Origin of the sequence: Antribacter gilvus (genome assembly GCF_003946865.1) — a bacterium.
Lineage (GTDB): Bacteria > Actinomycetota > Actinomycetes > Actinomycetales > Cellulomonadaceae > Antribacter > Antribacter gilvus.
Genome location: NZ_QXTH01000002.1, coordinates 399,074 through 422,735, shown reverse-complemented (window position 1 = coordinate 422,735; position 23,662 = coordinate 399,074). Strand labels below are relative to the sequence as shown.

Genomic DNA, 23,662 nt, shown 5'->3' with positions numbered 1-23,662 from the left:
TCCGGCACGATCGCGTTGTCCTGGAGTGGAGACCTGGTCCCACCCATGGCATGCCGTCGTGCATCCGCGCGATTGCTGTGCTGGCTTGGAGGAGATCGATGATGAGCTTTTTCCGGTGGGTCCGTCAGACGCGAGCCGCGCGGATGTCTCTGGCGACGTTCGCGGGTGTCGCGCTGATGGCCGGGATCGGTGCGGCGCCGGCGAGCGCTGCCTGCGCGGTGGGCACCGCCTGCCTCTGGACCAACAACGACTACCAGGCGGGCTGGGGTATCAAGTACGGGATGTCGGCGAACATGGGTTCGCTCTGGGACAGCGGCATCTACCACTCCGCGTCCTCTGGTCACGCGAACGGCGGGAGCTGTGCCGCAACCAGGTTCTACAGCGGTGTGACGTCGGGTCAGGCGTACTACGACGATGACTTCTTCGTGCTCAACAGCCAGACCCTCGTCGGCGGGAACTACCGCGACCCCAACTTCAGCAACGGGGCCGGTCTGAACGCCAACGGAACGGGTGGCGGGAAGGCCGCCTGGAACTGGAACGACGCCGTGGGCTCTTGGTGGTTCACCGCGTGCTGACGCTCGAGGGGATCGGTCGCGCAGCTCGGCGAGGTGCCGGGCTGCGCGGCGTACTCGGGCTGGTGGTGGGCTCGGCGGTGCTCGCTGGTTGCTCGGCACCGCCGGTGGAGTCGTCCACCATCGACGATTCTGTCGTACTGGACGAGAAGACCGGAGCGGTGATCCTCCCGTACGACCGGTTCTCCACGAGCATGCGCGATGCGGAGGTGTTCCGTGTCGCGAGGACGGCCGCGGCGGCGGTGTGCGCCAAGCAACAGGGTGTGACCTTCATGGTGGGGCGGTGGGTGGACCAACCGGTCTACGACTCCGAGAAGTACGCCGGACCGTGGACGATGGCCCAGGCTGAGAAGTTCGGATTCGTCTCGCCGATGCCGGATGCCGACCTGCGGGCGAACGGTGTGGTCGGCGAGGACTACGGCGAGCCCTCGCTCCTCAACAACGCAGAGGTCGCCGCAATGAACTCTCAGCTGACCGAGGAGGAGTCCGCCGTCGTCGAGGCATGCCATGAGACCGAGGAGGCGCGACAGTTCGCGCCGAGCCCTGAGGGGCCATGGGCCGAAGAGCTCTGGGCCGCGGCTGACGACCTGTACGAGAGCCCCGAGGTGACGAACCTCTTCGCAGAGCTCGGCGCATGCCACGAAGACCAGGGACTGGGCGTGCACCAGCAGGTGCCCGAATGGCCGGCCGGTGCTGACCCCACCCGGATCGATGCCGAGCAGATATCGTTGGCGATCGCGTCCGTCAGATGCAAGGAGAGCCTTGACTTCACACGCCGCCTCGCCGAGATCGAGGCGGCGAGCCAGGTGGAGGTCCTCCAGAACTACCCTCGAGAAGTTGCGGCGGCGGGCCAGGAGATCGCGGACCTCCGCGAGCGGGCCAAGGCGTACATTGACGCTCATCCCGAGGTGTTCGAGGTTCCGTGACCCTCGTGGTCAGGCGGGTTGTCTTCAGGTGGGCAACCCGCCTGACCACGTTTTGACGAAGGAGCGGTGTGCGTCGTTCACGCTGGATCTGGTTGACAGCGGGTGGTTCGGTGGCCGGGATAGTGGCCGCGTTCGTCGTCGGGCTCCTCGTCGGGTCGCCCTGGGACAGGGCGGTGGCGAACTCGAACCGCGAGCCCGTGGTAACGGCGGTCGTCGAGGAGCGAGAGCTCGGGGCAGAGAGTTTCTCGGCTCAAGGCACCTTCTCTGCGGGTACGACGACGGCGCTGACGGCCCACACCGAGGGTGAGGCCGTGGTGACCGTACAAACCCGCAAGCCCGGTGACGTGGTAAGCAGCGGCGAGGTGCTGGCGGAGGTGTCGGGGCGTCCTGTCATCGCTCTCGCGCTGCCCTTTGCGCTCTACCGTGATCTGACTCCTGGGTCGGAAGGTACCGACGTACGTGCCGTCCAGGAGGCGCTGGCCGGTCTCGGACATTTCTCGGGCTCCCCTGACGGCGTGTACGGACCGGCCACGGCTGCCGCAGTGGACCGGCTGTTCGACAAGGTCGGATATCGCCCACCGTCGCAAGGGGCGGAGCCGACGCAGGCTGTCGAGGACGCACAGGACGTGCTGGACGAAGCCCGCGAGGGCCTGGCGGACGCTGAGGCGGCTCCAGCGGACGACAGCTCCCCCGTGGCGGCGGCGGCGCGGCGGGGCGCCATAGAGGACGCCCGCAAGGGGGTGGCTGAAGCACAGGAGGCACTCGGGAGGGCGCGCGAGGCGGCTATGACACCGCTCCTTCGCGCCGAGATCGTGCCCCTCGCCGGGGCGCCCCTCGTGATGACAGCGGCACCTGTGGGCACTGTGCTCGGGGAGGGCGCGGCGTTCGCGGAGGTGCGGTCGGGTACGCCGTCGGTCACCGTGCGGGTGGGGGTGGCGGGCAAGGAGTCGTATCCGGTAGGTGGACCGGTGCGCGCGCACGCGATCACCGACTCAGGTCTGGCCGCCGAGGGCACGGTGAGCGTTGTCAGTGAGTTCCGGCACCCGGATGCGGAGACCGTGCCGAGCATCTCGGGGCACGACGTGACGATCGCGTTCACCGGTCAGGTGCCGTTCGGGGAGGGCGCGACGCTGGTTGTGGAGGCGGGGACGGTCCCGCCTGCTGTTGCGTCAGGGCCGGCCGTTCCATTGCTCGCGCTCCGGGACGGGCCCGAGGGTCTGTTCGTCGTGCTGACGGACGGGACGCGGGTTCCCGTCGAGCTGGTGGGCCAGGGGAATGGCTTCGCCGTCGTGCGCGGCATCGAGGCTGGCGCGACGGTTGTCGTGTCGGGTGACGCCGGGCTGAGTGAGGGATGAACATCCTCGAGTTGGCAGGAGTCGTCAAGACGTACCCTACCCACCCACCGGTCTACGCACTGGCCGGGGTGGATCTGAAGGTCGCGGAGGGAGAGTCGGTCGCCATTCTGGGGCGGTCCGGCTCCGGGAAGTCGACGCTCCTGAATGTCCTGGGACTGCTTGACGAGCCGACCGAGGGCACGTATCGACTGTTGGGCACCGATACCGGCGACCTGAGCGGTGCATCCAGAGATGCGTTTCGGGCGAGGTCGCTCGGGTTCGTGTTTCAGGAGTCGCACGTGCTGGGGCACCGGACGGTCCGTGAGAACGTGTGGCTCCGCCTGGCGATCTCCGGGGTGCCGCACGGGGAGAGGCGCGAGCTTGTCGAGGGTGTGCTGGGCCGGGTCGGTCTCACCCACCGAGCGGACGCGCCTGGGCGCCTTCTCTCGGGTGGTGAGAAACAGCGACTGGCCGTCGCTCGGGCTGTCGTGTCTCGGCCACGAGTGCTGCTCGCGGACGAGCCCTCGGGCAACCTGGACGACTCCAACACCGAGCAGGTCCTCGATCTGTTCGCCGAGCAGGCAGCGGCGGGGGTCGCGGTCGTGGTCATCACGCACGACTCGCGCACCGCTGCGTGGGCCGACCGGACCTGTGTCCTGGTCGACGGCAAGATCACTGAGGCAGGACCTAGATGACAATGAGGGTGCTCCGCGACCTGGTGGCGGACGTGGTCACCGAGACGAGCTCCCGCCGGGCACGGGCGCTGCTCATGGTCGCCGCTGTGGGCTTGAGCGTCGGGTCGTTGATCGCTGCGGTGGGTATCGCGACCACGGCGGCGACGCAGATCAACGCGGACATCGCTGCTTCTACCCTGGATCTTGTGAGCCTCACGGTCGTCCCTGAGCCGGGTGGGCCGCCAGTGACGCTCCCCGATGATGCCTCAGATCGCCTGGAGGCCGTGACCATGGTCGAGGCGGCAGGGGCGCGGCTCAACGTCTCAGAGATTGCTTCTGTCCTCGTGACTCGGACTGCGGACCCGCGTGCAGCCCAGATCCGATCGTCCGTCCCAGTGGTCGGGGTGACCTCCGGATACCTGCGCACGGCCCGCGCTGTCGACAGCGACCACCTGTGGATGCTTGACTCGCCTGATCTGCGTGTGGCCTATGTCGGCGTCACCGCCGCCGCCGATCTCGGCATCCCCGTCACGGCGGACCCGGGCGGGTTGCGTGTCTGGGTCGATGGCGTCGCGCACGACGTGGTCGGTTTCATCGAACCCGGTGGCCCCGCCAGCTTGGAGAGAGCTGTCGCCATTCCGTATGCCCAGGCAGTGGCTTATACGGGGACCGACGCCGAGGCCACTCTGCTCGCTCGTACGGAACCTGGAGCCGGGGCGCAGATCGCGCGCGTAGCAGCGACTGCGGTCCGGCCCGACGCGCCCCAGCGGCTGGAGGTGTCTCCCGTCGTCTCTGTCGAGTCTCTCCGACGTGGCGTCAACACCCAGCTCGACAGGCTTGCGGCATGGACCGGATCCATCCTGCTCGCGCTGACGGTGCTGCTCATCGCAAACTCCATGGTCGTCGCGGTGACCGCTCGCACGGCAGAGATCGGACTGCGCCGCGCCCTCGGTACTCCTGCTCGAGGTATCGCAGCCGTCTTCCTCACCGAGGGCGCGTTCGTCGGCGCGCTCGGCGGACTTGTCGGCGCCGCCGTTGCTTCGGTGACCGTCGTCGTGACAGGGCTGATCAACCGGTGGGACGTGGTGCTCGAGCCCTGGATGGTGGCTGCCGGGCCGGTACTCGGTCTCGTCGTCGGTCTCGTCGCCTCCGTGTACCCGGCTCTTCGGGCCTCTCGCATCAGCCCCGCCCTCGCCTTGCGCGCCGACTGACCGGTAGCCAGACCGGGCAACCAGGGCCGCCTTCGCCGGCTGGCGCTCAGTCCGGCCGGACCACCAGGCCCAGCGCCTCGGCGATACCGATCGCCTGGCCCTGGTCCACGACTGCGCCGGTCAGGTTGGCCGTGCGGGGGTCGAGCGACGTGAGGTCGCTCCCGCGGAGGTCGGCGGCCGAGAGGTCGGCGCCCTCGAGGGCGGCGCCGGACAGGTCGCACCCGTTCAGCACGCCCCCGTGCGCCCGGAGGTCGCTGAGGTCCGCCTCGCGCAGCCGCACACCCTCGAACCGCGCGGAACCGAGCTCCGCGCGGCCGAGGTTCACGAAGGACCAGTTGCCGCCCTCGACCTTGAGGAGGTCGAAGGTGCAGGCGGTGAACGTGGAGCCCACGAGCTTGCACCGCTCGAACGTGGCGTCGAAGAAGACGCAGCGGTCGAACAGGCAGGCCGTGAACGCGCACTCCTTCAGCACCGCGGCGTTCAGCTGGACACCGCGGAACACGCACCCGTCGAACGTGGCGCCCGTACCGGTGGCCTCCATGAGGTCCACGTCGACGAACAGCGTGGCCTCGTGCGCCTCGCCGGAGAGGTCCCGCCCGTACCAGTCCTCGCCGGAGACCGTCGTCGTGGTGCTGGGTCGCTGCATGGTGCGACCCTAGCGGGAGCCTCCGACAGCCGGACGGCGACGGGACGTCAGACGGCGGCTGGGAACGGGACGCCCGTCGTGGCGTGGCAGCGGTAGCCGTTCGGGTTCTTGTCGAGGTACTGCTGGTGGTAGTCCTCGGCGTAGTAGAACGGTCCGGCCTCGGCGGCAGGGCGCAGCTCCGTGGTGATCGCGTCGTAGCACTTGGCGCTCAGCACCTCGGCGTAGCGGTTCAGGGTGTCCTGGACCGCCTCGGCCTGCTCGGGCGTGGTCCAGTAGACCGCCGAGCGGTACTGCGTCCCCACGTCGTTGCCCTGGCGGAAGCCCTGGGTCGGGTCGTGGCGCTCCCAGAAGATCCGGAGGAGCTCCTCCTCGGTGACCTGCTTCGGGTCGTAGGCCACGAGCGCGGTCTCGGTGTGCCCCGTGCGGGCGGTGCACACCTCCTCGTAGGTGGGGTTCGGCGTCGTGCCGCCCATGTAGCCGACGGCGGTGCTCACCACTCCCGGGACCTGCCAGTAGATCTCCTCCGCGCCCCAGAAGCAGCCCATCGCCAGGTACAGCACGCGCGTCCCGGGCGCCCACGGCCCGGTGATCGACGTGCCGAGCACCGTGTGCGGGCGCGGGGTTTGCAGCACCGGGGACTCGCGGCCCGGCAGGGCCTCGTCGGGCTCGACCATGCTGGTCTTGGCGGACGACCCGAAGAACTGCTCGAAGAACGACATCTCTTTCCTCCTTTGCGGGCGCCTGGTGCGCACCCACGGACGTCAACAGCCATCCGTGGCGGGCTGTTCCACGCGACTGATCCACGTATAAGCATTGTTCGCTCCTGCTCCACAATGCTTATAGGTGAGCGGCTTATAGGTGAGCGGCATCGCAGCCCGGACGCCGAGGTCGCCCGGCCGAACTAGGCTGAGTCGGTGACCCATCACGACTGGACCCATGCCGGATTCTCGACCCGCGCCATCCACGCCGGTCAGGATCCCGACCCCACCACCGGCGCGGTCATCCCGCCGGTCTACCTGACCTCCACCTACAAGCAGGACGGGGTGGGCGGCCTGCGGGGCGGGTACGAGTACTCCCGCTCGGCCAACCCGACGCGCACGGCCCTCGAGTCGGCGATCGCTGCGGCGGAGACGCCGCCCACGACCGACCGGACCGTCGGCGAGCCCGCCCAGGTGCGCGGCTTCGCCTTCTCGTCCGGTCTGGCCGCGGAAGACACCCTGCTCCGGGCCGTGCTGCGCCCGGGAGACCACGTGGTCCTCCCGGACGACGCGTACGGCGGCTCCTACCGGCTGATCGCCCGCGTGTTCGGCCCGTGGGGCATCGACCACACGCCCGCGGACCTGACCGACCTGGCGGCCGCGGAGGCGGCGATCGTCCCGGGCCGCACCAAGGTCGTGTGGGTCGAGACGCCGACCAACCCGCTCCTCGGCATCAGCGACATCACGGCGCTCGCGGAGGTCGCGCACGCAGCCGGCGCGCTCCTCGTGGTCGACAACACGTTTGCGACGCCGTACCTGCAGCAGCCCCTCGCGCTGGGCGCCGACGTGGTGGTCCACTCGACCACCAAGTACGTGGGCGGGCACAGCGACGTCGTCGGGGGCGCCCTCGCGGTGCCGGACGGCGTGTCTCTGCCGGGCGGCCTGGAGGCGCCCGACGGGTCGACGACCGTGGCCGACGCGGTCATGTTCCACCAGAACGCCTCCGGTGCGGTCGCCGGACCGTTCGACGCCTGGCTCACCCTGCGCGGCCTGAAGACCCTCGCGGTCCGCATGGACCGGCACTCGCGCAACGCCGCACGCGTGGCGGAGTTCCTCGACGCGCACCCCCGGGTCACGCAGGTGATCTACCCCGGGCTCGCCTCCCACCCGGGGCACGAGCTGGCGAAGCGGCAGATGCGCGACTTCGGCGGGATGATCTCCTTCCGCGTGGGGTCCGAGGCCGCGGCGCTCGACGTCTGCGCGCGGACCCGCGTCTTCACGCTGGCCGAGTCGCTGGGCGGCGTCGAGTCGCTCGTGGAGCACCCGGGCCGCATGACGCACGCGTCGGTGGCCGGTTCGGCGCTCGAGGTCCCGGACGACCTGGTGCGGTTGTCGGTCGGTATCGAGGACGTGGACGACCTGATCGCGGACCTGGAGCAGGCACTGCGCTGACCCGGTCGGGGGGCGGCGGATCGGGGAAACATCAGGGTCGGCTCAGGGGCGGTCCCGGGTGTGTCCAGGAGGATCAGCGTCGGAGGTCTCACCTAGGGTGAGGCTCGTGACCGAGAACTCTGGACCGGAGACCGCCCCGTCGCCGCCCGCCGGCCCCGCAGCCCCGCAGGACGTCCGCGCCGACGCTTCGGCGCGGGCGCGCGCCGCTGTGCCCTACTCCGTGCAGGCCGCGGCGGGCTGGGCCTGGCGCATCCTCCTCATCGGTGTCTTCGTCGCCGCGGGCGTCTGGCTCCTCGCCGCGCTCAAGACGATCGTGGTACCGGTGGCCGTCGCGATGCTGCTCGCCGTCCTCCTGACCCCGATGCGGCGCTGGTACCAGAAGCACCTGCGCGTCGGCCGCGGTGGGTCGTCAGGTCTGTCCCTGCTCTCCCTGATCCTGATCGTCGCGGGGCTCATCACGCTGTCGGGCCGCTCGATCGCCGGCGGTTTCGCCGACCTGAGCGACCAGGCCGTCGCGGGCGTGAACGAGCTGATCAGCTGGGTCAACGAGCGCTTCCAGGTCGACCTGTCCGACTACGGCGACGAGCTGCTGAGCCAGCTCGAGTCGCAGCAGAGCGCCATCATCACCGGCGCCCTGGGCGCGGCCACGACGGTCGGCCACGTGCTGGTCGGAGCCCTCATCGCGCTCTTCTGCACGTTCTTCTTCCTGCACGACGGGCGCGGGATCTGGGCCTGGCTCGTCAACCTTCTGCCGCTCGGCTCTCGCGAGCGCGTGCACCAGGCGGGTCGGCGCGGGATCGTCACCCTGTCGGCCTACGTGCGCACGCAGATCCTCGTGGCGTTCGTGGACGGCGTGGGCATCGGCATCGGCTCGGCGTTCTTCGTGCCCAGCCTCGCGCTGCCCATCGCGGTGCTCGTGTTCGTCGGTTCGTTCGTCCCCGTCGTCGGTGCCATCGTGACCGGCTCCGTCGCCGTTGTCGTGGTGCTGGTCGCCAACGGCTGGGTGGCGGCGCTCATCATGCTCGGCGTCGTGCTCCTCGTGCAGCAGATCGAGGGCCACGTGCTCCAGCCGTTCCTCATGGGCCAGGCCGTGTCGCTGCACCCCGTAGCGGTGATCCTCGTGGTGGCGGCGGGCAGCCTCGCGGCGGGCATCATCGGCGCTCTGTTCGCCGTGCCGCTCGCGGCCCTGCTGAACACGGTGATCCTCTACCTCCACGGCCACGACAAGTTCCCCGAGCTCGGGACGGACGACCGGCTGCCGCTGCGATGGCGGCCGGCCGACGCGCCGCCCCTGCGGCTCCGCCTCCGCGGCGGCCCCGCTGCCGCGCAGGCCGCGCTGGCCCAGCGCCGGCGCCCCGCGACGGCTGGAGCGACGGCTGGCACGGAGGCCGGCGGCACGGACGACGGCGTGGCCGTCGAGCAGGCCATCGACGAGGTCAACGACCCCGGTGGCCCGCAGCACTGACCTCGGGTTCGGAGGCTGGACGTGCATGTGGGGCCGTCGTCGGGCACGATGCCCGCTGTGCCACAGACTCCGGCGGCGATCCCGCCCGTCCTGCCCTCCGTCTCGCTCGACGACGTCCGCGCGGCTGCGCGCCTCCTCGATGGGGTGATCACCCGCACCCCGGTGCAGGAGAGCCGTGCCCTCACGACGATCACCGGGGCCCGGGTCTTCCTCAAGTGCGAGAACCTGCAGCGCGCCGGGTCGTTCAAGGTGCGCGGGGCGTACGTGCGGCTGTCCCACCTGTCGCCGGAGGAGCGGGCGCGCGGTGTGGTCGCGGCGAGCGCGGGCAACCACGCGCAGGGTGTCGCCCTCGCGGCGGGGATGCTGGGCATCGACGCCGTCGTGTACATGCCCGTGGACGCGGCCCTGCCGAAGGTGGCGGCGACGCGTGGGTACGGTGCCGACGTCCGGCTGGTCGGGTCGAGCGTGGACGACGCGCTCGCCGCGGCGCGGGTCGAGGCGGCGCGGTCGGGCCGGATCCTCATCCACCCGTTCGACCATGCGGACATCGTGGCGGGCCAGGGCACCGTCGCGCTGGAGATCCTCGAGCAGGTGCCCGACGTCGCCACGGTGGTCGTCCCGCTCGGCGGCGGCGGCCTCGTCGCGGGGATCGCCGCGGTGCTGGGCGAGGTCGCGCCCCACGTGCGCGTGATCGGGGTGCAGGCCGTGGAGGCGGCGGCATACCCCGAGTCGCTCGCGGCCGGCCGCCCGCGCACGGCCCGGCTGCGTCCCACGATGGCCGACGGGATCGCCGTCGGTACCCCGGGAGACGTGCCGTTCGCGATCGTGCGATCCCAGGGGGTCGAGGTCCGCACCGTCACGGAGGACCAGCTCTCCCGGGCGCTGCTCTCGGTGCTCGAGCGCAGCAAGCTGGTCGTGGAGCCGGCGGGTGCGGCGGGGGTCGCCGGCCTGCTCGCCGCAGCGCCCGGCGAGCTGAAGGGGCCGGTGGTGGCCGTGCTCTCGGGCGGCAACGTCGACCCGCTGGTCCTGCTCCGCCTGGTGCAGCACGGCCTGGTCGCCGCGGGACGCTACCTGCAGCTCCGTGTGCGGCTCGTCGACAAGCCGGGCGCGCTGGCCGGCCTCGTGGAGACCATCGCCGCGTCCGGCGCCAACATCGTCCACGTGGACCACACGCGCACCGACGTGTCGCTCGCGGTGTCCGAGGTGTCCGTGAACATCCGGCTGGAGACCAAGGGGCCCGAGCACTGCGCGGCGGTGGTGGAGCGGCTCCGGAACGCCGACTTCGACGTCGTCACGTCCTAGGTGTCGTGCGGGGCCGGTCCCGTTCGTCGTCCGGATGACGCGGCCGACCGGCCGCGCGACGATGACACCGGGGACCGCCCCGGGAGGGAGAGCACCATGAGGTACCTGATGCTGGTCGTGTCCGCGCCGGACGAGCCGGACGGCGGTCCCGCGCCCGACGTCGAGGAGTGGGTGAGCAAGCACGACGCGAGCGGAGCGCGCATCCTCGGTGACCGCGTGCGGCCCCAGGAGGACGCGGTCGGCGTCCGGGTCCGGGGCGGCGAGGTGCTGGTGACCGACGGCCCGTTCGCCGAGACGAAGGAGCAGGTGTTCGGCTTCGACGTGCTCGAGGCGGCCGACCTGGACGAGGCCATCGCGATCGCCGCGGGGCATCCCATGGCGTACCACGGGGCGATCGAGCTGCGGCCCTTCTGGCCGTTCGAGGAGGGCGAGTGACGCCGTCCCGCCCGGGCGGCGGCACGCGGTGACGGCGGGCGCCGACGTCGGGACCGCCGTCACCGAGGCGTTCCGCGCCGAGTGGGGGCGGGTCCTGGCGGCGGTGGCCCGCAGCACTGGCGACCTCGAGCTCGCGGAGGAGTGTGCGCAGGAGGCGTTCGCGACGGCGCTGCGCGCGTGGACCAGGGACGGCGTCCCGGACCGGCCGGGCGCCTGGCTCACCACCACCGCCCGGAACCATGCGCTCGACCGCCTGCGGCGGCGTCGGGTCGAGTCCGAGAAGGTGGCCGCTGCCGCCCGGCTCGCGGAGCGGGTGGACGAGACGGGGGCCACGGCGGGCGGCACGGACCCGGTGGGCCGCGCCGTCGCCGACGCGGCGGACGGCACGGCGTGGCCGGGGCACAGGGACGACGACGGCGACGGTGACCTGCTGCGCCTGGTCTTCGCGTGCTGCCACCCGGCGCTGCCGCTCGAGGGCCGGGTGGCGCTCACGCTCCGCTCGCTCACGGGCATGACGACCGCGCAGGTGGCGAGGGCGTTCCTGGTGCCCGAGACGACGATGGCGCAGCGGCTGACCCGGGCCAGGCGCAGGATCCGGGACACGGGCATCTCGTTCAGGGTGCCACCCGTCGAGCTCCTGCGCGAGCGGGTGTCCGCGGTCCTCGCGGTCCTCTACGTGCTGTTCACGGAGGGTTACGACGCGTGGGCGGAGCCGGCCGACGAGGCCGCCGGGGACGTGGCGCGCCGCGCGCTGGCCGACGACGCCGTGCGGATCGCCCGGCTCGTCGCGCGGCTGCTGCCCGACGAGCCGGAGGCCCGCGGGCTGCTCGCGCTGCTGGTGCTCCAGCACGCCCGGCGCGGGGCGCGGCTGACGGGGACCGGGGTCCCGCGGACGCTCGAGGAGCAGGACCGGGCGCTGTGGCGCCACGACGAGATCGCGGAGGGCCTGGCGGTGCTGGACGAGGCCCTCGCCGCCCGCCGGCCGGGACCGTATCAGGTGCAGGCGGCCGTGGCCGCGCTGCATGCCAGGGCGGCGACGGCGGACCAGACGGACTGGGCGGAGATCGCGGCGCTCTACGACGTGCTGGTGGGGATGACGCCGTCGCCCGTGGTGGCGCTCAACCGTGCCGTCGCAGTGGCGATGCTGCGGGGTCCTGAGGCAGGCCTGATCGAGGTGGACCTGCTCGCCGACGCCCCTGAGCTCGCGGCGTACTACCTGCTCCCGGCGGTGCGTGCCGACCTGCTGCGCCGGTCCGGGCGGGCTTCCGAGGCCGCCGCCGGGTACCGCCGCGCGCTGGCGCTCGTGGACCGGGAGGGCGACCGCCGGCTGCTGGAGCGCAGGCTGGCGGAGGTCACCTGAGTACCTGTGGCGAGCGCTGCGGGTATGGCTGTGGCGGGAACCCGGAGCCGGGTTCCCGCCACAGCCATACCCGCGGCGCTCGAGTGGGGGACGTCAGCCCTGGAACGGCTTCGCGCCGGTGATCTCCACGTCGATCTCGCGGCCGTTCGGGGCCGTGTACGTGGTCTTGTCGCCCAGGGACTTGCCGTTGATGGCGGCGCCGAGAGGCGACGTCGGCGAGAACACGTCCATCTCCGTGGTGCCTGCCATCTCACGGGAGCCCAGGAGGAACGTCATCTCGTCGCCGGCCACCAGCGCGGTGACCACCATGCCGGGCTCGACCGTGCCGTCGTCGGGCGGCGTGCCGATCTGGACGTGACGCAGCTTCTCGGTGAGCTCACGGACGCGGGCCTCGTTCTTGGCCTGCTCCTCGCGGGCGGCGTGGTAGCCGCCGTTCTCCTTGAGGTCACCCTCGTCGCGGGCGGCGGCGATGCGCTCGGCGATCTCGGTCCGATAGGGACCGGACAGGTGCTCCAGCTCGGCCTTGAGCCGGTCGTGCGCTTCCTGGGTGAGCCAGGTGACAGAGGCATCGGCCACGGGGGCTCTCCTTTCGTGGTGCTCGTTCGAGCGACAAGTGGCGACGCACGTGCGACGCCGACGGTGCGGTGGGCACGCGCGTCCGCCGTTCAACACTGCGTGTGAATCTCTTAGGATACCAAATGCCCGGTGAATACCCGTCAGGACGTGGCCGTACAGCTGTCGACGATGCCGGTGGTCGCTTCCTCGGTGGTGCGGACGGTGACCGTGTACTGCGTGGTGCGGGCGTCGGACGGGCCTACGACGACGTCCAGCGCACCGACCTGGGCGTGGGCGGTGTTCATGGCGGTGATCAAGCAGGTCGCCTCCATGCCGGGCGGCATGCTCACCCGGAACGTGACGTCGACCTGCTCCGCGCTCACCACCGAGAACCCCACGTCGGTGAACGACACCGGGTCCCGTTGCTGCTGCACCACCGCGAACCAGGCGGCCACGGCCACGGCGGCCACGAGGGCGGCCACGATCGCCACGCGGGCACCCGTGCCGAGGCGCCGGGCGCCCGGCCGGCGGGCGCCGTAGCGCTCTGCCAGGTACTCGTCGGCAGCGACCTCGGCAGACGGGTCCTGTGGGTGGCTCATGGTTCCATTGTCCCTGAGCCCACAGGCTGCCTGGCTCCACCCGCACCATGACCTACACCATGACTCACACCCTGACCCACACGGAGGAAACGGTGTCCGCAGCACAGCGCGAGCCGCTGCGTCTGATGGCCGTGCACGCGCACCCTGACGACGAGTCCAGCAAGGGGGCCGCGACCATGGCCCGGTACGTGGCAGAGGGGGTCGAGGTCCTGGTCGTGACGTGCACCGGCGGGGAACGGGGCGACATCCTGAACCCGAGCTTCGACGCCTCGGCCCACGCCGGCCTCGACACGCCCGAGGGCATGTCGGCGCTCCGCCGCGACGAGATGGCCGCCGCGGCGGCGGCGCTCGGCGTGCGGCAGACGTGGCTCGGCTTCGTCGACTCCGGCCTGCCGGAGGGCGACCCGCTGCCCCCGCTGCCCGAGGGCTGCTTCGCCCTCGTCCCGATCGAGGACGCGGCCCGGCCGCTCGTCGAGCTGGTGCGCGCGTTCCGTCCTCACGTGATGACCACGTACGACCCGTCCGGCGGCTACCCGCACCCGGACCACATCAAGTGCCACGAGGTGTCGATGGAGGCGTTCCGCTCCGCCGGCGACCCCGAGCGCTACCCGGGCACCGGCGAGGCGTGGGAGCCGCTCAAGCTCTACTACGACCACGGCTTCTCCATGGCGCGGATCCGTGCGGTCCACGAGGCCATGGAGGGCGCCGGCCTCGAGTCGCCGTTCGGCGAGTGGGTGGAGTCGCGCACGGCGCGCGAGATCCCGGAGCGCCAGGTGACCACCCGCGTCGCCGTCGCGAAGTTCTTCGCGCAGCGGGACGCGGCGCTCACCGCGCACGCCACGCAGATCGACCCGGAGGGCTTCTTCTTCGCGGTCCCCCGCGACCTCGAGGTCGACGTGTGGCCCTGGGAGGAGTTCGAGCTCGCCGAGTCCCGCGTCGCGCTGCCCCCGCTGGGGGAGGGTGAGCTGGAGGATGACCTGTTCGCAGGCATCCGCGTGAACGACGAGGTGCCCGCATGATCCGCTGGCTGCTCGCCGCCTCGGTGCCGTCACCGTCGCCCAGCGGCGGCATGCGGCCTGGCCTGGAGGAGACGGACGTCTCGCCGGGCCTCGTCGGCTTCCTGGTCACGTTCGCCGTCGCGGGCGCGTGCGTGCTGCTCTTCATGTCGTTCACCAAGCACCTGCGGGCGGCACGGCGGAACGCCCAGGAGCAGGGCCTGCCGGTCGAGGAGAACAAGGGCATCGGGTTCCGCCGCGAGGACGGCCCGGCCTACGGGCCCCCGGGCGGTGCGCCCGGTGGCGGTGCGCCCTCCGGCGGCGCGCCCGGCGGCGGCCCGTCAGACGGCGGTGGCTCGCCGTCGTCCTCCGGCGGTCGTGCGCCGGGGGACGGCGGGGGGTCGTCGTCGGGCAGCGACAGCGGGAGCGGCTCGGGTGACTGAGCAGCGCGGCGACGGGGGCCCGGAGGGTTCCGTGCGCGTGACCGTGGGCCAGCTGGAGGTGTCCGACGACCACGCCGCCAACCTTGAGGCTGTCGCGGGCACGTTCCGCGAGGCGGCACGGCTGTCGGCAGACCTGCTGGTGCTCCCGGAGTACGCGTCCGGCTACGACCGGCGTGGGGTGGGCCGGGAGCACGCGGAGCCGCTCGACGGCCCGTTCGTCAGCACGCTGCGGAGCCTCGCGCGTCGGCACGGCGTCGCGGTGGTCGCAGGGACCACGCTGCCGGGTGCGGGCGACCGTGCGGTCAACGCGATGGTCGCCGTGGACTCCGCAGGGGAGCTCGCGGGCGTGTACCGCAAGGTGCACCTGTACGACGCGTTCGGGACGCGAGAGTCGGACCGGCTCGAGCCCGGCCCGGTGGACGCGCCCCCGCTCACGCTGCGCCTGGGCGGGCTCACGTTCGGGGTGCTCACGTGCTACGACCTGCGCTTCCCGGAGTCGGCGCGCCGGGCGGTCGACGCCGGGGCGGACGTGCTGCTCTACCCGGCCGCCTGGGTCGCCGGCCCGCTCAAGGCCGACCACTGGCACACACTGCTCCGGGCGCGCGCGATCGAGAACACCGCCATCACGATCGGCGTCGGCATGGCCGGCAAGGGCGTCACGGGACGGTCGCTGCTCGTGGGACCGGACGGCGTCGTCGGGCTGGAGCTGGGCGAGGCGGCCGACGTGCGGACCGTCGACCTCGACCCGGCCGGCGTGGCGGCCGCGCGCGAGGCGAACCCCTCGCTCGCGAACCGCCGCTACACGGTGGCCCCGCGGTAGAGGCGCCTCCGGGCGCCTCCGCGCGCCGACGCGGGCGGGCGTCCGCGTCAGCGGGCGGCGACCGCCGCGATGTAGATCGCCACGGTGTGGCACGCGAAGCCGACCACGGTGAGCACGTGGAAGATCTCGTGGAACCCGAACCACCGGGGGCTGGGGTTGGGCTTCTTCATCGCGTAGATGATCGCGCCCACCGTGTAGGCGAGACCGCCGCCCATCACGAGCCACACCACCGCCGGACCACCCGTGGCCCAGAACTGGCCCATGTATCCCACGGCGACCCAGCCCAGGGCGAGGTAGATCGGCACGTAGACCCAGCGCGGGGCGTTCAGCCAGACCACGCGGGCGAGGAGCCCGAGGAGTGCCCCGCTCCAGACGATCCAGAGGAGGACGGTCGCCGTGCGCTCGGGCAGCATGAGCACCGCGAGCGGTGTGTACGTGCCGGCGATGATGAGGAAGATGTTGGAGTGGTCGGCCCGGCGCAGCACGCCGGCCATGCGGGGCGACCACGTACCACGGTGGTACACGGCGCTGGTCCCGAAGAGCAGGCACGCGCTGAGCCCGAAGACCGCGGAGGCGACCTTTCCGGCCACCGGCGGCGCCAGGACGATCAGCACGATGCTCGCGCCGAGAGCCAGGGGGAACGTGGCGGCGTGGATCCAGCCGCGCAGGCGGGGCTTGATCTGCTCGACGGCGTCCGCGACGTTGGCGGAGATGGTCTGGATCACCTCGCCCACGCTGTGGCGGGCGTCGTCGAGCGGGCCTGAGGCCTTGTTGTTGCGCGGCGTGTCGCCCTGGAGGTCGTTCTGGTCGGCGGCAGCGGCCACAGTTGCTCCTTCGATCGGTGCGACCGGACGTTGAGACGGTATGCGTGGTGCGGCACCCCGCAACCTACGGTCGCGTAACTTACTCAAGCGTAGGTTACGCCGGGACCCCCTGAAAACTCCCGGTGTGAAGATCCTGCGGCTGCGCGGTGCGGAGTGCTCGGGGGCCGGGCGCAGGTCCGTGGGACGGACGCCGTGGCTGTTCCGGTGTGACGTACCGGGCGCGGTAGCGTGTGTCCCGCCGAGTCGGCGATCCCTGTCCGCCCTCCTTCCTCCAGCAGGGGGAGCATCACCCTCAGAGGTACCCGTTGCGCCTGCCCAGCCCGCTCTACAGCCTCTACGAGCGACGCCTGGCGGCGAGCCTTGCCGGGGCGGCCCTGCCCCGGCACGTGGGAGTCATGCTCGACGGGAACCGCCGCTGGGCGCGGTCGTTCGGGGAGACGGCCGCGACGGGACACCGCCGGGGCGCGGACAAGATCACCGAGTTCCTCGGGTGGGCCGAGCCGCTCGGGATCGAGGTCGTCACCCTCTGGATGCTGTCCACGGACAACCTCTCCCGGTCCCCCGAGGAGCTCTCGAACCTCCTCGACATCATCGAGGACGCCGTCCGCGACCTCGCGGACTCCGGGCGGTGGCGGTTGCGGGTGATCGGACGTCTCGACCTGCTGCCGGCCCGGCTGTCGGACGCTCTGCGAGCCGCAGCCGACAAGACAGAGGGCGTCGAGGGCCTCCAGGTCAACGTGGCCATCGGCTACGGCGGGCGTCACGAGATCGCCGACGCCGTGCGGTCCTACCTGGCCTCGCAGGCCGACAGCGGCGCGACGCTCGCCGAGCTCGCCGAGCGCATCGACGTGGAGCACATCGCCGAGCACCTGTACACGCGCGGGCAGCCGGATCCCGAGCTGGTCATCCGCACGTCGGGGGAGCAGCGGCTCGGGGGCTTCCTGATGTGGCAGAGCCAGCACACCGAATTCTACTTCTGCGAGGCCTACTGGCCCGCGTTCCGGCGCGTCGACTTCCTCCGGGCGCTCCGCGACTACTCGCAGCGCGAGCGCCGCCTCGGCAAGTGACGTTCCCTGCCGTGCACGCCGTGCCGGGCGCGTGGACGGGCAGGCACGCGGGTAGCGTGCCTTGGATCGAAGGGAGGCGGAGATGAAGTCAGCGGACAACGGTGTGACGCCGTCCGCACGAGAGGCCGCGGAGACCTGGGAGTCGTTGTTCCGCACCCAGGTGGCCCTGATGCGCCGGCTCCGCGCGGACGACATCTGGGGCGACCTGAGCATGCGCGAGTACGACGTGCTCTTCACGCTCGCGACGGCCGCCGCAGGGTCGGAGGACCCCGGCTACGCGGGCATGCGGCTGCGGGACCTCAACGAGGGCATCCTCATGGCCCAGTCCTCACTGTCCCGGATGGTGGAGAGGCTGGAGGCCCGCGGACTGGTGGAGCGCGCGCCGGACCCCGAGGACGGCCGGGGCACGCTGGTGAGCCTCACGCCCGAGGGCGTCCGCATCCAGAAGGAGCTGGGCCGGCGGCACGTCCGGTCCATCGCGCACTACCTGGGCGGTGCGCTCGACAGCGCCGAGATGACGACGATGCGGAACCTGCTGGACCGCCTCCGCGCGGCGCAACCCGACATCCCGGACGCCTGACCCCGGCGGGTGCCCGTCGTGACCGGGCCATGACCGTGGTGGTCGGTCCTCGTCGTAGGCTGGCGCCGTGTTCCGCTTCCAGGTCCGGACCGGCCCTGCCGAGCCGTGGATCGTGCTCTGCCTCGCCGTGACGGCTGTCCTGGCCTCGCTGGCCGCCGGCCTCGCCGACCCGCCCTATGCGACGGGGGACGAGGCCCCCCACGTCGACTACGCCTACCAGGTGTGGCACGGCGGGCTGCCGGTTTTCGAGGACGGGCTCCGGTTCCGCCCGTCTGGCGCCTGGCTGGCGCCCGTGCAGTGGACCGCCCAGCACCCGCCGCTCTTCTACCTCCTCGTGGCGCCCCTGGTAGGTCCGCTGGCCGACGCCGGACAGCCGGTCGCGGCCGTCTACGCCGCCCGCGCCGTCAACGCGCTGCTGCACGGGGCGCTCGTGGGCGCTGCCTGGTGGTCCGCCCGCCGGCTGACGCGCCCGGGCAGCACGGTGCCCCTGCTCACGGCGCTGGTCGTGGCGCTGATGGCACAGGCCGCCCGGCTCGGCGGGTCGGCGTACAACGACCTGCTCGCGGCCGTGCTGGTGACCGTCCTGTTCGGCCTGTGCGGCAGCGCGGTGCGCCGTGGCCTCGACGCGCGGCTGGTGGCGGCGATCGCCCTGACAGCTGCCGCATGCTCGCTCACACGAACCTCGGCGACGATCGTGGCGGTGGTCTGCTGCGGCGTCGCCCTGCTGGCCCAGGCGCTCCGGGCCTGGCGGGCGCGCGGCAGCGGCACGCCGGGCGCCTGGCGGCCCGCCGTCGCGATGCTCGTGGCGGCCCCTGCCGCAGTGCTGGCGGCGAGCGGCTGGTTCTACCTCCGCAACCACCGCCTGACGGGCAACCTCACCGGCAGCCACTTCGACTGGTCGCTCGCGAACCAGCACCGGGTGCCCCGGACGCTGGGCGAGATCCTCGCGGACCCCATCACGTGGAGCCGGCTGCCCGACCTGTTCTGGTGGGGTGGCCCGCTGCCGCGCGGCTACGCCGCCGTGACGATGGTGGTCACCGTGGTGGTGCTGGTCTACGCGCCGGTGATCGCGGCGCTGGTGGCCGTCTGGTGGCGACGCAGAGCCGCCGCCCGCCACGGCGCCGCGGGCCCCGGGGCCGACGACGGCGCGGCAGGACGCTTGCTCGTCGCGCTGCCCGTTGTCGCCTTCGGCGTGACCGCCCTGGTCCAGCTCCTGTACGCCACGAACGGTGGTGGCCTCTACCCGCGGTACCTGCTGCCGGTCGCCCTCCCGCTCGCGCTCGGGGTCGCCGCCGGCCTGGCCCTGGCACCCCGCGTCCTCGTGCCGGTCTGGGCGGCGGTCGTCGCCGTGGACGGGGTCGTCTGGGTGGCGCTGCGGCTCCTCGAGCCGATGGACCCCGGCCGCTACACCTCGGCGCCGGTGCCCGCTCTCGTCGCCACCGCGCTCGCCGTCGGCGTGGGCGCGGTGTCCGTGGCGATGGCGCGGGCGGAGGTCGTCCGTGCGAACGTCGTCGACCCGAGCACCGCCGCGACCCCGACCGCCGCCGCCAGGGCCAGCAGCAACCCCGCCTGAGCCCCGGTGAGAGGGCTCCACGCGACCCAGCGTGCAGCCGCGGTGCCGAGCCCTTCGCCGGGGCCGCGGTACATGCCCGCGAAGGCCGCAGCGAGGCTGGCGGCAGCTGTCACGAGGCCGGCAGTGACGACCACCGGCACCGCCCGGCCGAGGGCCAGGGGCCACCGGGCCAGGACGGCGCGGAGGGCGATCGCGAACGCGACCGCCAGCGCGGTGAGACCCGCGAACACGTAGCGGCCCTGCACGGCGGTGATCCACCCGTGCTCCTGGTAGAAGGCCCAGCCGTTGACCAGGACGAACAGGGTGAGCAGACCCGGCAGGACGAGGAGCGTGGCGACCTCTCGGCGGTGTTCGCGCGCCACGACCGCCGCGAGGCAGACGATGATCAGCAGCCAGGTGGCGATCAGCACGATCGTCGGGTTCGCCCGGAGCTCCAGCCAGCCGAGGCTGCCCCAGAACGAGCGGGTGAGCATCCGCCACGCCGTCGGCAGGTACTCGTCGAGGCCGCCGGGCTGCTGGTCGGGGAAGGTGGGCGGGAGGCCCACGGGCTGGACCGTCCCGTGGACGACGATGTTCCGGGCCCACCACCAGCCGCCCACGGCGAAGGCCACGGCGACGGCGAGGGCCGCTCGCAGCGACCGTGCGGCCAGGGAGGGCGCCTGCGCGAGCCGGGGCGCGCCGGCCGCCAGGAGGAACGAGAGCCCCACGGTGGGCAGCGCGAAGCCCGGCATGATCTTCGTGAGGAGGCCCAGGCCGAGGACGAGCCCGATGAGGGCCGACGTGCGCCACGACACGTCGCCCGTCAGCACCCGCACGCAGAGGTAGGTGAGGACGGCGCCCGTGAGGGTCACGAGGGCGTCGTTCGTGACGCTGCCGAGGATGTGCGCCGACTGCGGCACGAACAGCGGGAACGTCGCTGCGAGGAGGGCCGCCGGGCGTGAGCCGGTGAGGCGCCGGACCGACGCGGCGGCGAGCGGCGCGAGAGGCACCAGGAGCGCCACGTCCATCAGCCGCATCGCCAGGAGCATCTCGTCCCAGCGCGCGTCCGCGAGGCCGGTCGCCCGGAGGACGACCGCGCCGAGCATGTAGTAGAGGGGCGGGTGCTGCGTCATCTGGTCGACGACGGGCTCGGCGCCATGGCTGTCGGGCGCGGGGAGCGCGTTCTCGGACGTGACGATCACGCGGTCGGCGTCGGGCACCGGGACGACGTCGGCGAACTGGGGCTTCTCCTCGCGGTACACGTAGCGCCCGGGCAGGTCGGCCCACCGCGCCGCCTGCTCCTGGGCCTCCATGATCGCGGGGCCCAGGTGAGCCTCGCCGGGATCCGGCCAGCCGCCCCCGTGGGCGACGCGGACGATGCTGTTGAGGTGCTGGGTCTCGTCGGGTGCGCGGAACCCGGGTGCGAGGGCCGCCCAGGTGGTCGCGACCAGTGTCACGAGCAGGCAGACAAGGGTCAGCGCGGCGCGGTAACGCCGCTCGGTGAGTACGTGCGGGCGGGCCGGTACGGGGCTCATCGTCTGCTTCCGTCGACGGGTGCATCGTCACGGCGCCGTTGCCGAATCCAGTCTGCCCGAAAAGACGTCCCGCTCGCCACGCAGGGGCGTGATCGAGAGCGAGGTGCGAGCGGGAAAGGCCACTGGGGTAGCGTCGGCACATGTCACGATCCGTCTATCGGCACCAGGCCGCGGCCAACGCCGTGCGGGATCACTGCCGGAACACCCTGAGCGCATGGTCCACCAGCTTCGACTCGACGATGCTGACCACCTCCGCCGGCCTCACGCACGCCGTCTTCACCGGGTCGGGCGGGCCCGTCGTCGTGGTGGTGCCGGGCACGAACATCAGCGGTGTCCTGCTCGAACGGTTCGCCACGGTGCTGGCCCGCGCGCACCGGGTGGTGCTGCTCGACGTGCCCGGGCAGCCGGGCCTCAGCGCGGAGCTGCCACCCGGCGGTGACGACCGGATGCCCGTCTACGGCGGCTGGCTCGCCGAGGCGATGGAGCAGGTCGCTCCCGAGGGCGCCGTCGTCGTGGGGCACTCCCTCGGTGCCGCGATCTCGCTCGCCTGCGGCTCGCCCCTCGTGCAGGCACGCGTCCTCGCCTCGCCCGCCGGGCTCGCGCCGCTCCGGGTCACGCCCGCGTTGCTGGCCGCGACGGTCCGGTGGCAGGTGCAGCAGGGTACGGAGCCGAGCGCCGCGCTCCTGCAGCGCATGGTCGCGCCGGGCACGGACGTGCACGCACCGCTCGTGGAGTGGTTCGAGCTGCTCGCCACCCACTGCCGTACGTCCCTCGCGCCGCCCCCTCTGCCGAGCGAGGTCCTCGCCGCGCGGACCGGCGTGCCGCGGGTGGTCGCGACCGGCGCCCACGACGTCTTCCTGCCGGCCCGCCGCCTCCGTGGCCCGGCGGGCAAGCACCTCGGGGTGGAGGTCCAGGAGGTCTCCGACGCCGGGCACCTCCTGCTCGACGAGCAGCCCGCCCGGGTCGTGGCGCTGGTCGACCTGGTCCAGAAGGCCCGGCGCCTCGCCTGAGACCTCCTCAGCCGTGGTGCGGCGGGGTCGCGTAGAGGGCGTGCTCCGTGTGGTGCAGCACGTTCGTCACGAGGGCAGCGACGTGCTCGTCGGGCTGCCCGTAGTAGATGGTCCGGCCGTGCCGCCGCGTCGTGACGAGGTGGCCGGCGCGGAGCTTCGCGAGGTGCTGCGACACCGCCGGGGTGGGCCGGTCGAGCGCCTCGGCGATGTCGCTCACAGACATCTCGGTACCGTCGAGCATCGCGAGGATGGCGAGCCGGGTGCGGTCCGCGAGCAGGCGCAGCACGTCGACGGCGTGGTCGAGCTCCGGGTCGGTGGGGGTGCGCCGCAGGGTTGCCACGCCGCTCATGATCGCACCCTCGCTCGCGGCCAGAGGGCGACCGCGGCCAGCGTGGCGGCGCCCGCCGTCCCGGCCAGGACGAGGGCCGTGCCGCCGAGGCTCGTGGCACCGAGCCACCCGGCGAGCGGGTAGGTGATCAGCCAGCACGCGTGGGACAGGGAGAAGTCGGCGGCGAACGCGTCCGGCAGGTCCTCGGGGGCGACGTTCCGCCGGAGGATGCGGCCGACGGGCGTCTCGGCCGCGGCCCAGCCGAGACCGACCAGGACCCAGAGGGTGCCGATCGCGACGAGAGGGCCGGCGCCGTCCCCGTCCGCGAGGGCGAGCGGGACGAGCGCCGTCGCCACCGTGAGCACCACTCCGCCGCCGAGCATCACCTGCTTCTCCGGGAACCGGCGCAGCACGGCGGGGAGCAGCACGGCCCCCGCCATGGAGCCCACCCCGTTGGCCGCGAGGAGCAGCGCGACGGCGCCCTCGCCCGCCCCGAACGTGCCACGCACGATCGTCACGGTCTGGACCAGCACGAACGCCCCCGCGGCGGCCACCGCCAGGTTCAGCACCAGCAGCGGTCGGAGAGCGGGCGTGCGGAAGAACAGGAGGACGCCGTGGCGGGCGCGGCGGTCGAACGGCATCTCCGGGGCGTCGTCGTCGGCGGTCGCGGCGTCGCGAGCGCGGCGGGGGAGCGCGACGGACAGGACCAGGAGGGCTGAGCCGGCGAAGCCGGCCGCCGTGCCGAGGAACAGGGACGACGACGGCAGCACGAGCAGAGCCGCCGCTGCGAGCAGGGGCGAGAGCACAGCTTCGAGGTCGTTCGCGAGCCGCGAGAGGGAGAGCGCGCCGGTGTAGTCGTCCTCGTCCTGCAGCACGTCCGGGATGACGGAGTGGAAGGTGGGCAGGAAGGCCGCCGACGCGACCTGGAGCACGAAGACGAGCGCGAAGACCTGCCACACCTCGCCCACGAACGGCAGGCTCAGCGCCACGGCGAACCGGACCGCGTCCGACCCGACGAGGACCGCCCGCCGGGGGAGCCGGGCGAGCGCGGCGGCGGCGAGGGGCGCGAAGACGACGTAGGCGATCATCTTGATCGCGAGGGCGGTCCCGAGCACACCACCCGCGTTCCGTGGGTCGAGGTCGTAGGCGAGCAGGCCCAGCGCGACGGTCAGCAGACCTGTCCCGGCGAGGGCGACCACCTGGGCCAGGAAGAGATGCCGATAGGTGCGGTGGGAGAGGGCGCGCAACACACTTGCATCTTTGCATAGATGCGCGCGTG

General features: G+C 72.5%; 24 protein-coding genes. 16 read left to right on the top strand and 8 right to left on the bottom strand.

Going from position 1 to position 23,662, the window contains the following annotated elements:
• Positions 1-101 precede the first annotated feature (101 nt).
• From D1350_RS05420 to D1350_RS05400, 5 genes are all read left to right on the top strand, one after another.
• Positions 102-575 (top strand): hypothetical protein, encoded by a 474-nt coding sequence (locus D1350_RS05420; protein WP_125774610.1) that lies wholly within the window; start codon positions 102-104, stop codon positions 573-575.
• A 104-nt stretch (positions 576-679) separates the two neighbouring features.
• Positions 680-1,498 (top strand): hypothetical protein, encoded by an 819-nt coding sequence (locus D1350_RS05415; RefSeq protein WP_125774608.1) that lies wholly within the window; start codon positions 680-682, stop codon positions 1,496-1,498.
• A gap of 110 nt (positions 1,499-1,608) precedes the next feature.
• A complete protein-coding gene (locus D1350_RS05410) occupies positions 1,609-2,853 on the top strand; it encodes a peptidoglycan-binding domain-containing protein (protein ID WP_164545035.1) in 1,245 nt (414 codons plus the stop codon).
• Positions 2,850-3,527, top strand: coding sequence for an ABC transporter ATP-binding protein (locus tag D1350_RS05405; protein WP_125774605.1), 678 nt, complete (start codon positions 2,850-2,852; stop codon positions 3,525-3,527). The genes D1350_RS05410 and D1350_RS05405 overlap by 4 nt, the downstream gene beginning before the upstream one ends.
• Positions 3,528-3,601: 74 nt before the next feature.
• A complete protein-coding gene (locus D1350_RS05400; RefSeq protein WP_164545034.1) occupies positions 3,602-4,717 on the top strand; it encodes an ABC transporter permease in 1,116 nt (371 codons plus the stop codon).
• A gap of 46 nt (positions 4,718-4,763) precedes the next feature.
• On the opposite strand, the gene D1350_RS05395 is transcribed toward D1350_RS05400, so the two are convergent.
• Together D1350_RS05395 and msrA are read right to left on the bottom strand one after the other, a co-directional pair.
• On the bottom strand, positions 4,764-5,363 hold the full coding sequence (locus tag D1350_RS05395) for a pentapeptide repeat-containing protein (RefSeq protein ID WP_125774601.1): 600 nt from the start codon (positions 5,361-5,363) through the stop codon (positions 4,764-4,766).
• Positions 5,364-5,410: 47 nt separating this feature from the next.
• On the bottom strand, positions 5,411-6,082 hold the full coding sequence (gene msrA, locus D1350_RS05390; RefSeq protein WP_125774599.1) for a peptide-methionine (S)-S-oxide reductase MsrA: 672 nt from the start codon (positions 6,080-6,082) through the stop codon (positions 5,411-5,413).
• A 195-nt stretch (positions 6,083-6,277) separates the two neighbouring features.
• On the opposite strand from msrA, the gene D1350_RS05385 reads away from it, so the two are divergent.
• From D1350_RS05385 to D1350_RS05365, 5 genes are all read left to right on the top strand, one after another.
• Positions 6,278-7,513 (top strand): cystathionine gamma-synthase, encoded by a 1,236-nt coding sequence (locus D1350_RS05385; protein ID WP_125774597.1) that lies wholly within the window; start codon positions 6,278-6,280, stop codon positions 7,511-7,513.
• Positions 7,514-7,619: 106 nt separating this feature from the next.
• Entirely contained in the window at positions 7,620-8,978 is a 1,359-nt protein-coding gene (locus D1350_RS05380; RefSeq protein WP_338068138.1) for an AI-2E family transporter, read from the top strand.
• A gap of 48 nt (positions 8,979-9,026) precedes the next feature.
• Positions 9,027-10,280, top strand: coding sequence for a threonine ammonia-lyase (gene ilvA, locus D1350_RS05375; protein WP_125774595.1), 1,254 nt, complete (start codon positions 9,027-9,029; stop codon positions 10,278-10,280).
• 96 nt (positions 10,281-10,376) lie between these two features.
• Positions 10,377-10,715, top strand: a complete 339-nt coding sequence (locus D1350_RS05370) for a YciI family protein (RefSeq protein ID WP_125774593.1) — start codon at positions 10,377-10,379, stop codon at positions 10,713-10,715.
• Positions 10,716-10,743: 28 nt separating this feature from the next.
• On the top strand, positions 10,744-12,075 hold the full coding sequence (locus D1350_RS05365; RefSeq protein WP_125774591.1) for an RNA polymerase sigma factor: 1,332 nt from the start codon (positions 10,744-10,746) through the stop codon (positions 12,073-12,075).
• Between the two features lie 93 nt (positions 12,076-12,168).
• Here D1350_RS05365 and greA read toward each other — a convergent pair whose 3' ends face one another.
• Positions 12,169-12,651 carry a transcription elongation factor GreA gene (greA, locus tag D1350_RS05360; RefSeq protein WP_125774589.1) on the bottom strand — a complete coding sequence of 161 codons (483 nt, stop codon included), beginning with the start codon at positions 12,649-12,651 and terminating at the stop codon, positions 12,169-12,171.
• A 140-nt stretch (positions 12,652-12,791) separates the two neighbouring features.
• Positions 12,792-13,229: a DUF4307 domain-containing protein gene (locus D1350_RS05355; protein WP_125774587.1), complete on the bottom strand. Its 438-nt coding sequence runs from the start codon at positions 13,227-13,229 to the stop codon at positions 12,792-12,794.
• 59 nt (positions 13,230-13,288) lie between these two features.
• Here D1350_RS05355 and mca point away from each other — a divergent pair, with 59 nt between their 5' ends.
• From mca to D1350_RS05345, 3 genes are read left to right on the top strand one after another with little or no spacing between them, the layout of a single operon-like run.
• The gene (gene mca / locus D1350_RS05350; protein ID WP_240643893.1) at positions 13,289-14,248 is read left to right on the top strand and encodes a mycothiol conjugate amidase Mca; all 960 of its coding nucleotides are present in this window, start codon (positions 13,289-13,291) and stop codon (positions 14,246-14,248) included.
• Positions 14,245-14,667, top strand: coding sequence for a hypothetical protein (locus tag D1350_RS23580; RefSeq protein ID WP_164545014.1), 423 nt, complete (start codon positions 14,245-14,247; stop codon positions 14,665-14,667). The genes mca and D1350_RS23580 overlap by 4 nt, the downstream gene beginning before the upstream one ends.
• Complete coding sequence (locus tag D1350_RS05345) at positions 14,660-15,487, top strand: carbon-nitrogen hydrolase family protein (RefSeq protein ID WP_240643892.1); 828 nt, start codon at positions 14,660-14,662, stop codon at positions 15,485-15,487. The genes D1350_RS23580 and D1350_RS05345 overlap by 8 nt, the downstream gene beginning before the upstream one ends.
• 47 nt (positions 15,488-15,534) lie before the next feature.
• Here the strand turns inward: D1350_RS05345 and trhA are convergent, their stop codons facing one another.
• Positions 15,535-16,311, bottom strand: coding sequence for a PAQR family membrane homeostasis protein TrhA (trhA, locus tag D1350_RS05340; RefSeq protein WP_420807799.1), 777 nt, complete (start codon positions 16,309-16,311; stop codon positions 15,535-15,537).
• A 305-nt stretch (positions 16,312-16,616) separates the two neighbouring features.
• On the opposite strand from trhA, the gene D1350_RS05335 reads away from it, so the two are divergent.
• Positions 16,617-17,378 (top strand): isoprenyl transferase, encoded by a 762-nt coding sequence (locus D1350_RS05335; RefSeq protein WP_125774584.1) that lies wholly within the window; start codon positions 16,617-16,619, stop codon positions 17,376-17,378.
• A gap of 82 nt (positions 17,379-17,460) precedes the next feature.
• Complete coding sequence (locus D1350_RS05330; protein WP_125774582.1) at positions 17,461-17,958, top strand: MarR family winged helix-turn-helix transcriptional regulator; 498 nt, start codon at positions 17,461-17,463, stop codon at positions 17,956-17,958.
• A 1,404-nt stretch (positions 17,959-19,362) separates the two neighbouring features.
• Here D1350_RS05330 and D1350_RS05325 read toward each other — a convergent pair.
• Complete coding sequence (locus tag D1350_RS05325) at positions 19,363-21,045, bottom strand: DUF2142 domain-containing protein (protein WP_125774579.1); 1,683 nt, start codon at positions 21,043-21,045, stop codon at positions 19,363-19,365.
• A gap of 140 nt (positions 21,046-21,185) precedes the next feature.
• On the opposite strand from D1350_RS05325, the gene D1350_RS05320 reads away from it, so the two are divergent.
• A complete protein-coding gene (locus D1350_RS05320; RefSeq protein ID WP_125774577.1) occupies positions 21,186-22,055 on the top strand; it encodes an alpha/beta fold hydrolase in 870 nt (289 codons plus the stop codon).
• 7 nt (positions 22,056-22,062) lie between these two features.
• On the opposite strand, the gene D1350_RS05315 is transcribed toward D1350_RS05320, so the two are convergent.
• Both D1350_RS05315 and D1350_RS05310 read right to left on the bottom strand, forming a co-directional pair.
• Positions 22,063-22,404: an ArsR/SmtB family transcription factor gene (locus D1350_RS05315; protein WP_125774575.1), complete on the bottom strand. Its 342-nt coding sequence runs from the start codon at positions 22,402-22,404 to the stop codon at positions 22,063-22,065.
• A complete protein-coding gene (locus tag D1350_RS05310) occupies positions 22,401-23,633 on the bottom strand; it encodes an MFS transporter (RefSeq protein WP_125774573.1) in 1,233 nt (410 codons plus the stop codon). The genes D1350_RS05315 and D1350_RS05310 overlap by 4 nt, the downstream gene beginning before the upstream one ends.
• Positions 23,634-23,662: the final 29 nt, after the last annotated feature.

Bases quoted from the DNA above. Each gene is read 5' to 3' on its own strand.
- D1350_RS05420 (WP_125774610.1), top strand. From the start codon at position 102: ATGAGCTTTTTCCGGTGGGTCCGTCAGACGCGAGCCGCGCGGATGTCT.
- D1350_RS05405 (WP_125774605.1), top strand. From the start codon at position 2,850: ATGAACATCCTCGAGTTGGCAGGAGTCGTCAAGACGTACCCTACCCAC.
- D1350_RS05400 (WP_164545034.1), top strand. From the start codon at position 3,602: ATGGTCGCCGCTGTGGGCTTGAGCGTCGGGTCGTTGATCGCTGCGGTG.
- D1350_RS05395 (WP_125774601.1), bottom strand. From the start codon at position 5,363: ATGCAGCGACCCAGCACCACGACGACGGTCTCCGGCGAGGACTGGTAC.
- msrA (WP_125774599.1), bottom strand. From the start codon at position 6,082: ATGTCGTTCTTCGAGCAGTTCTTCGGGTCGTCCGCCAAGACCAGCATG.
- ilvA (WP_125774595.1), top strand. From the start codon at position 9,027: ATGCCCGCTGTGCCACAGACTCCGGCGGCGATCCCGCCCGTCCTGCCC.
- D1350_RS05370 (WP_125774593.1), top strand. From the start codon at position 10,377: ATGAGGTACCTGATGCTGGTCGTGTCCGCGCCGGACGAGCCGGACGGC.
- D1350_RS05355 (WP_125774587.1), bottom strand. From the start codon at position 13,229: ATGAGCCACCCACAGGACCCGTCTGCCGAGGTCGCTGCCGACGAGTAC.
- mca (WP_240643893.1), top strand. From the start codon at position 13,289: ATGACTCACACCCTGACCCACACGGAGGAAACGGTGTCCGCAGCACAG.
- D1350_RS23580 (WP_164545014.1), top strand. From the start codon at position 14,245: ATGATCCGCTGGCTGCTCGCCGCCTCGGTGCCGTCACCGTCGCCCAGC.
- D1350_RS05330 (WP_125774582.1), top strand. From the start codon at position 17,461: ATGAAGTCAGCGGACAACGGTGTGACGCCGTCCGCACGAGAGGCCGCG.
- D1350_RS05325 (WP_125774579.1), bottom strand. From the start codon at position 21,045: ATGAGCCCCGTACCGGCCCGCCCGCACGTACTCACCGAGCGGCGTTAC.
- D1350_RS05320 (WP_125774577.1), top strand. From the start codon at position 21,186: ATGTCACGATCCGTCTATCGGCACCAGGCCGCGGCCAACGCCGTGCGG.
- D1350_RS05315 (WP_125774575.1), bottom strand. From the start codon at position 22,404: ATGAGCGGCGTGGCAACCCTGCGGCGCACCCCCACCGACCCGGAGCTC.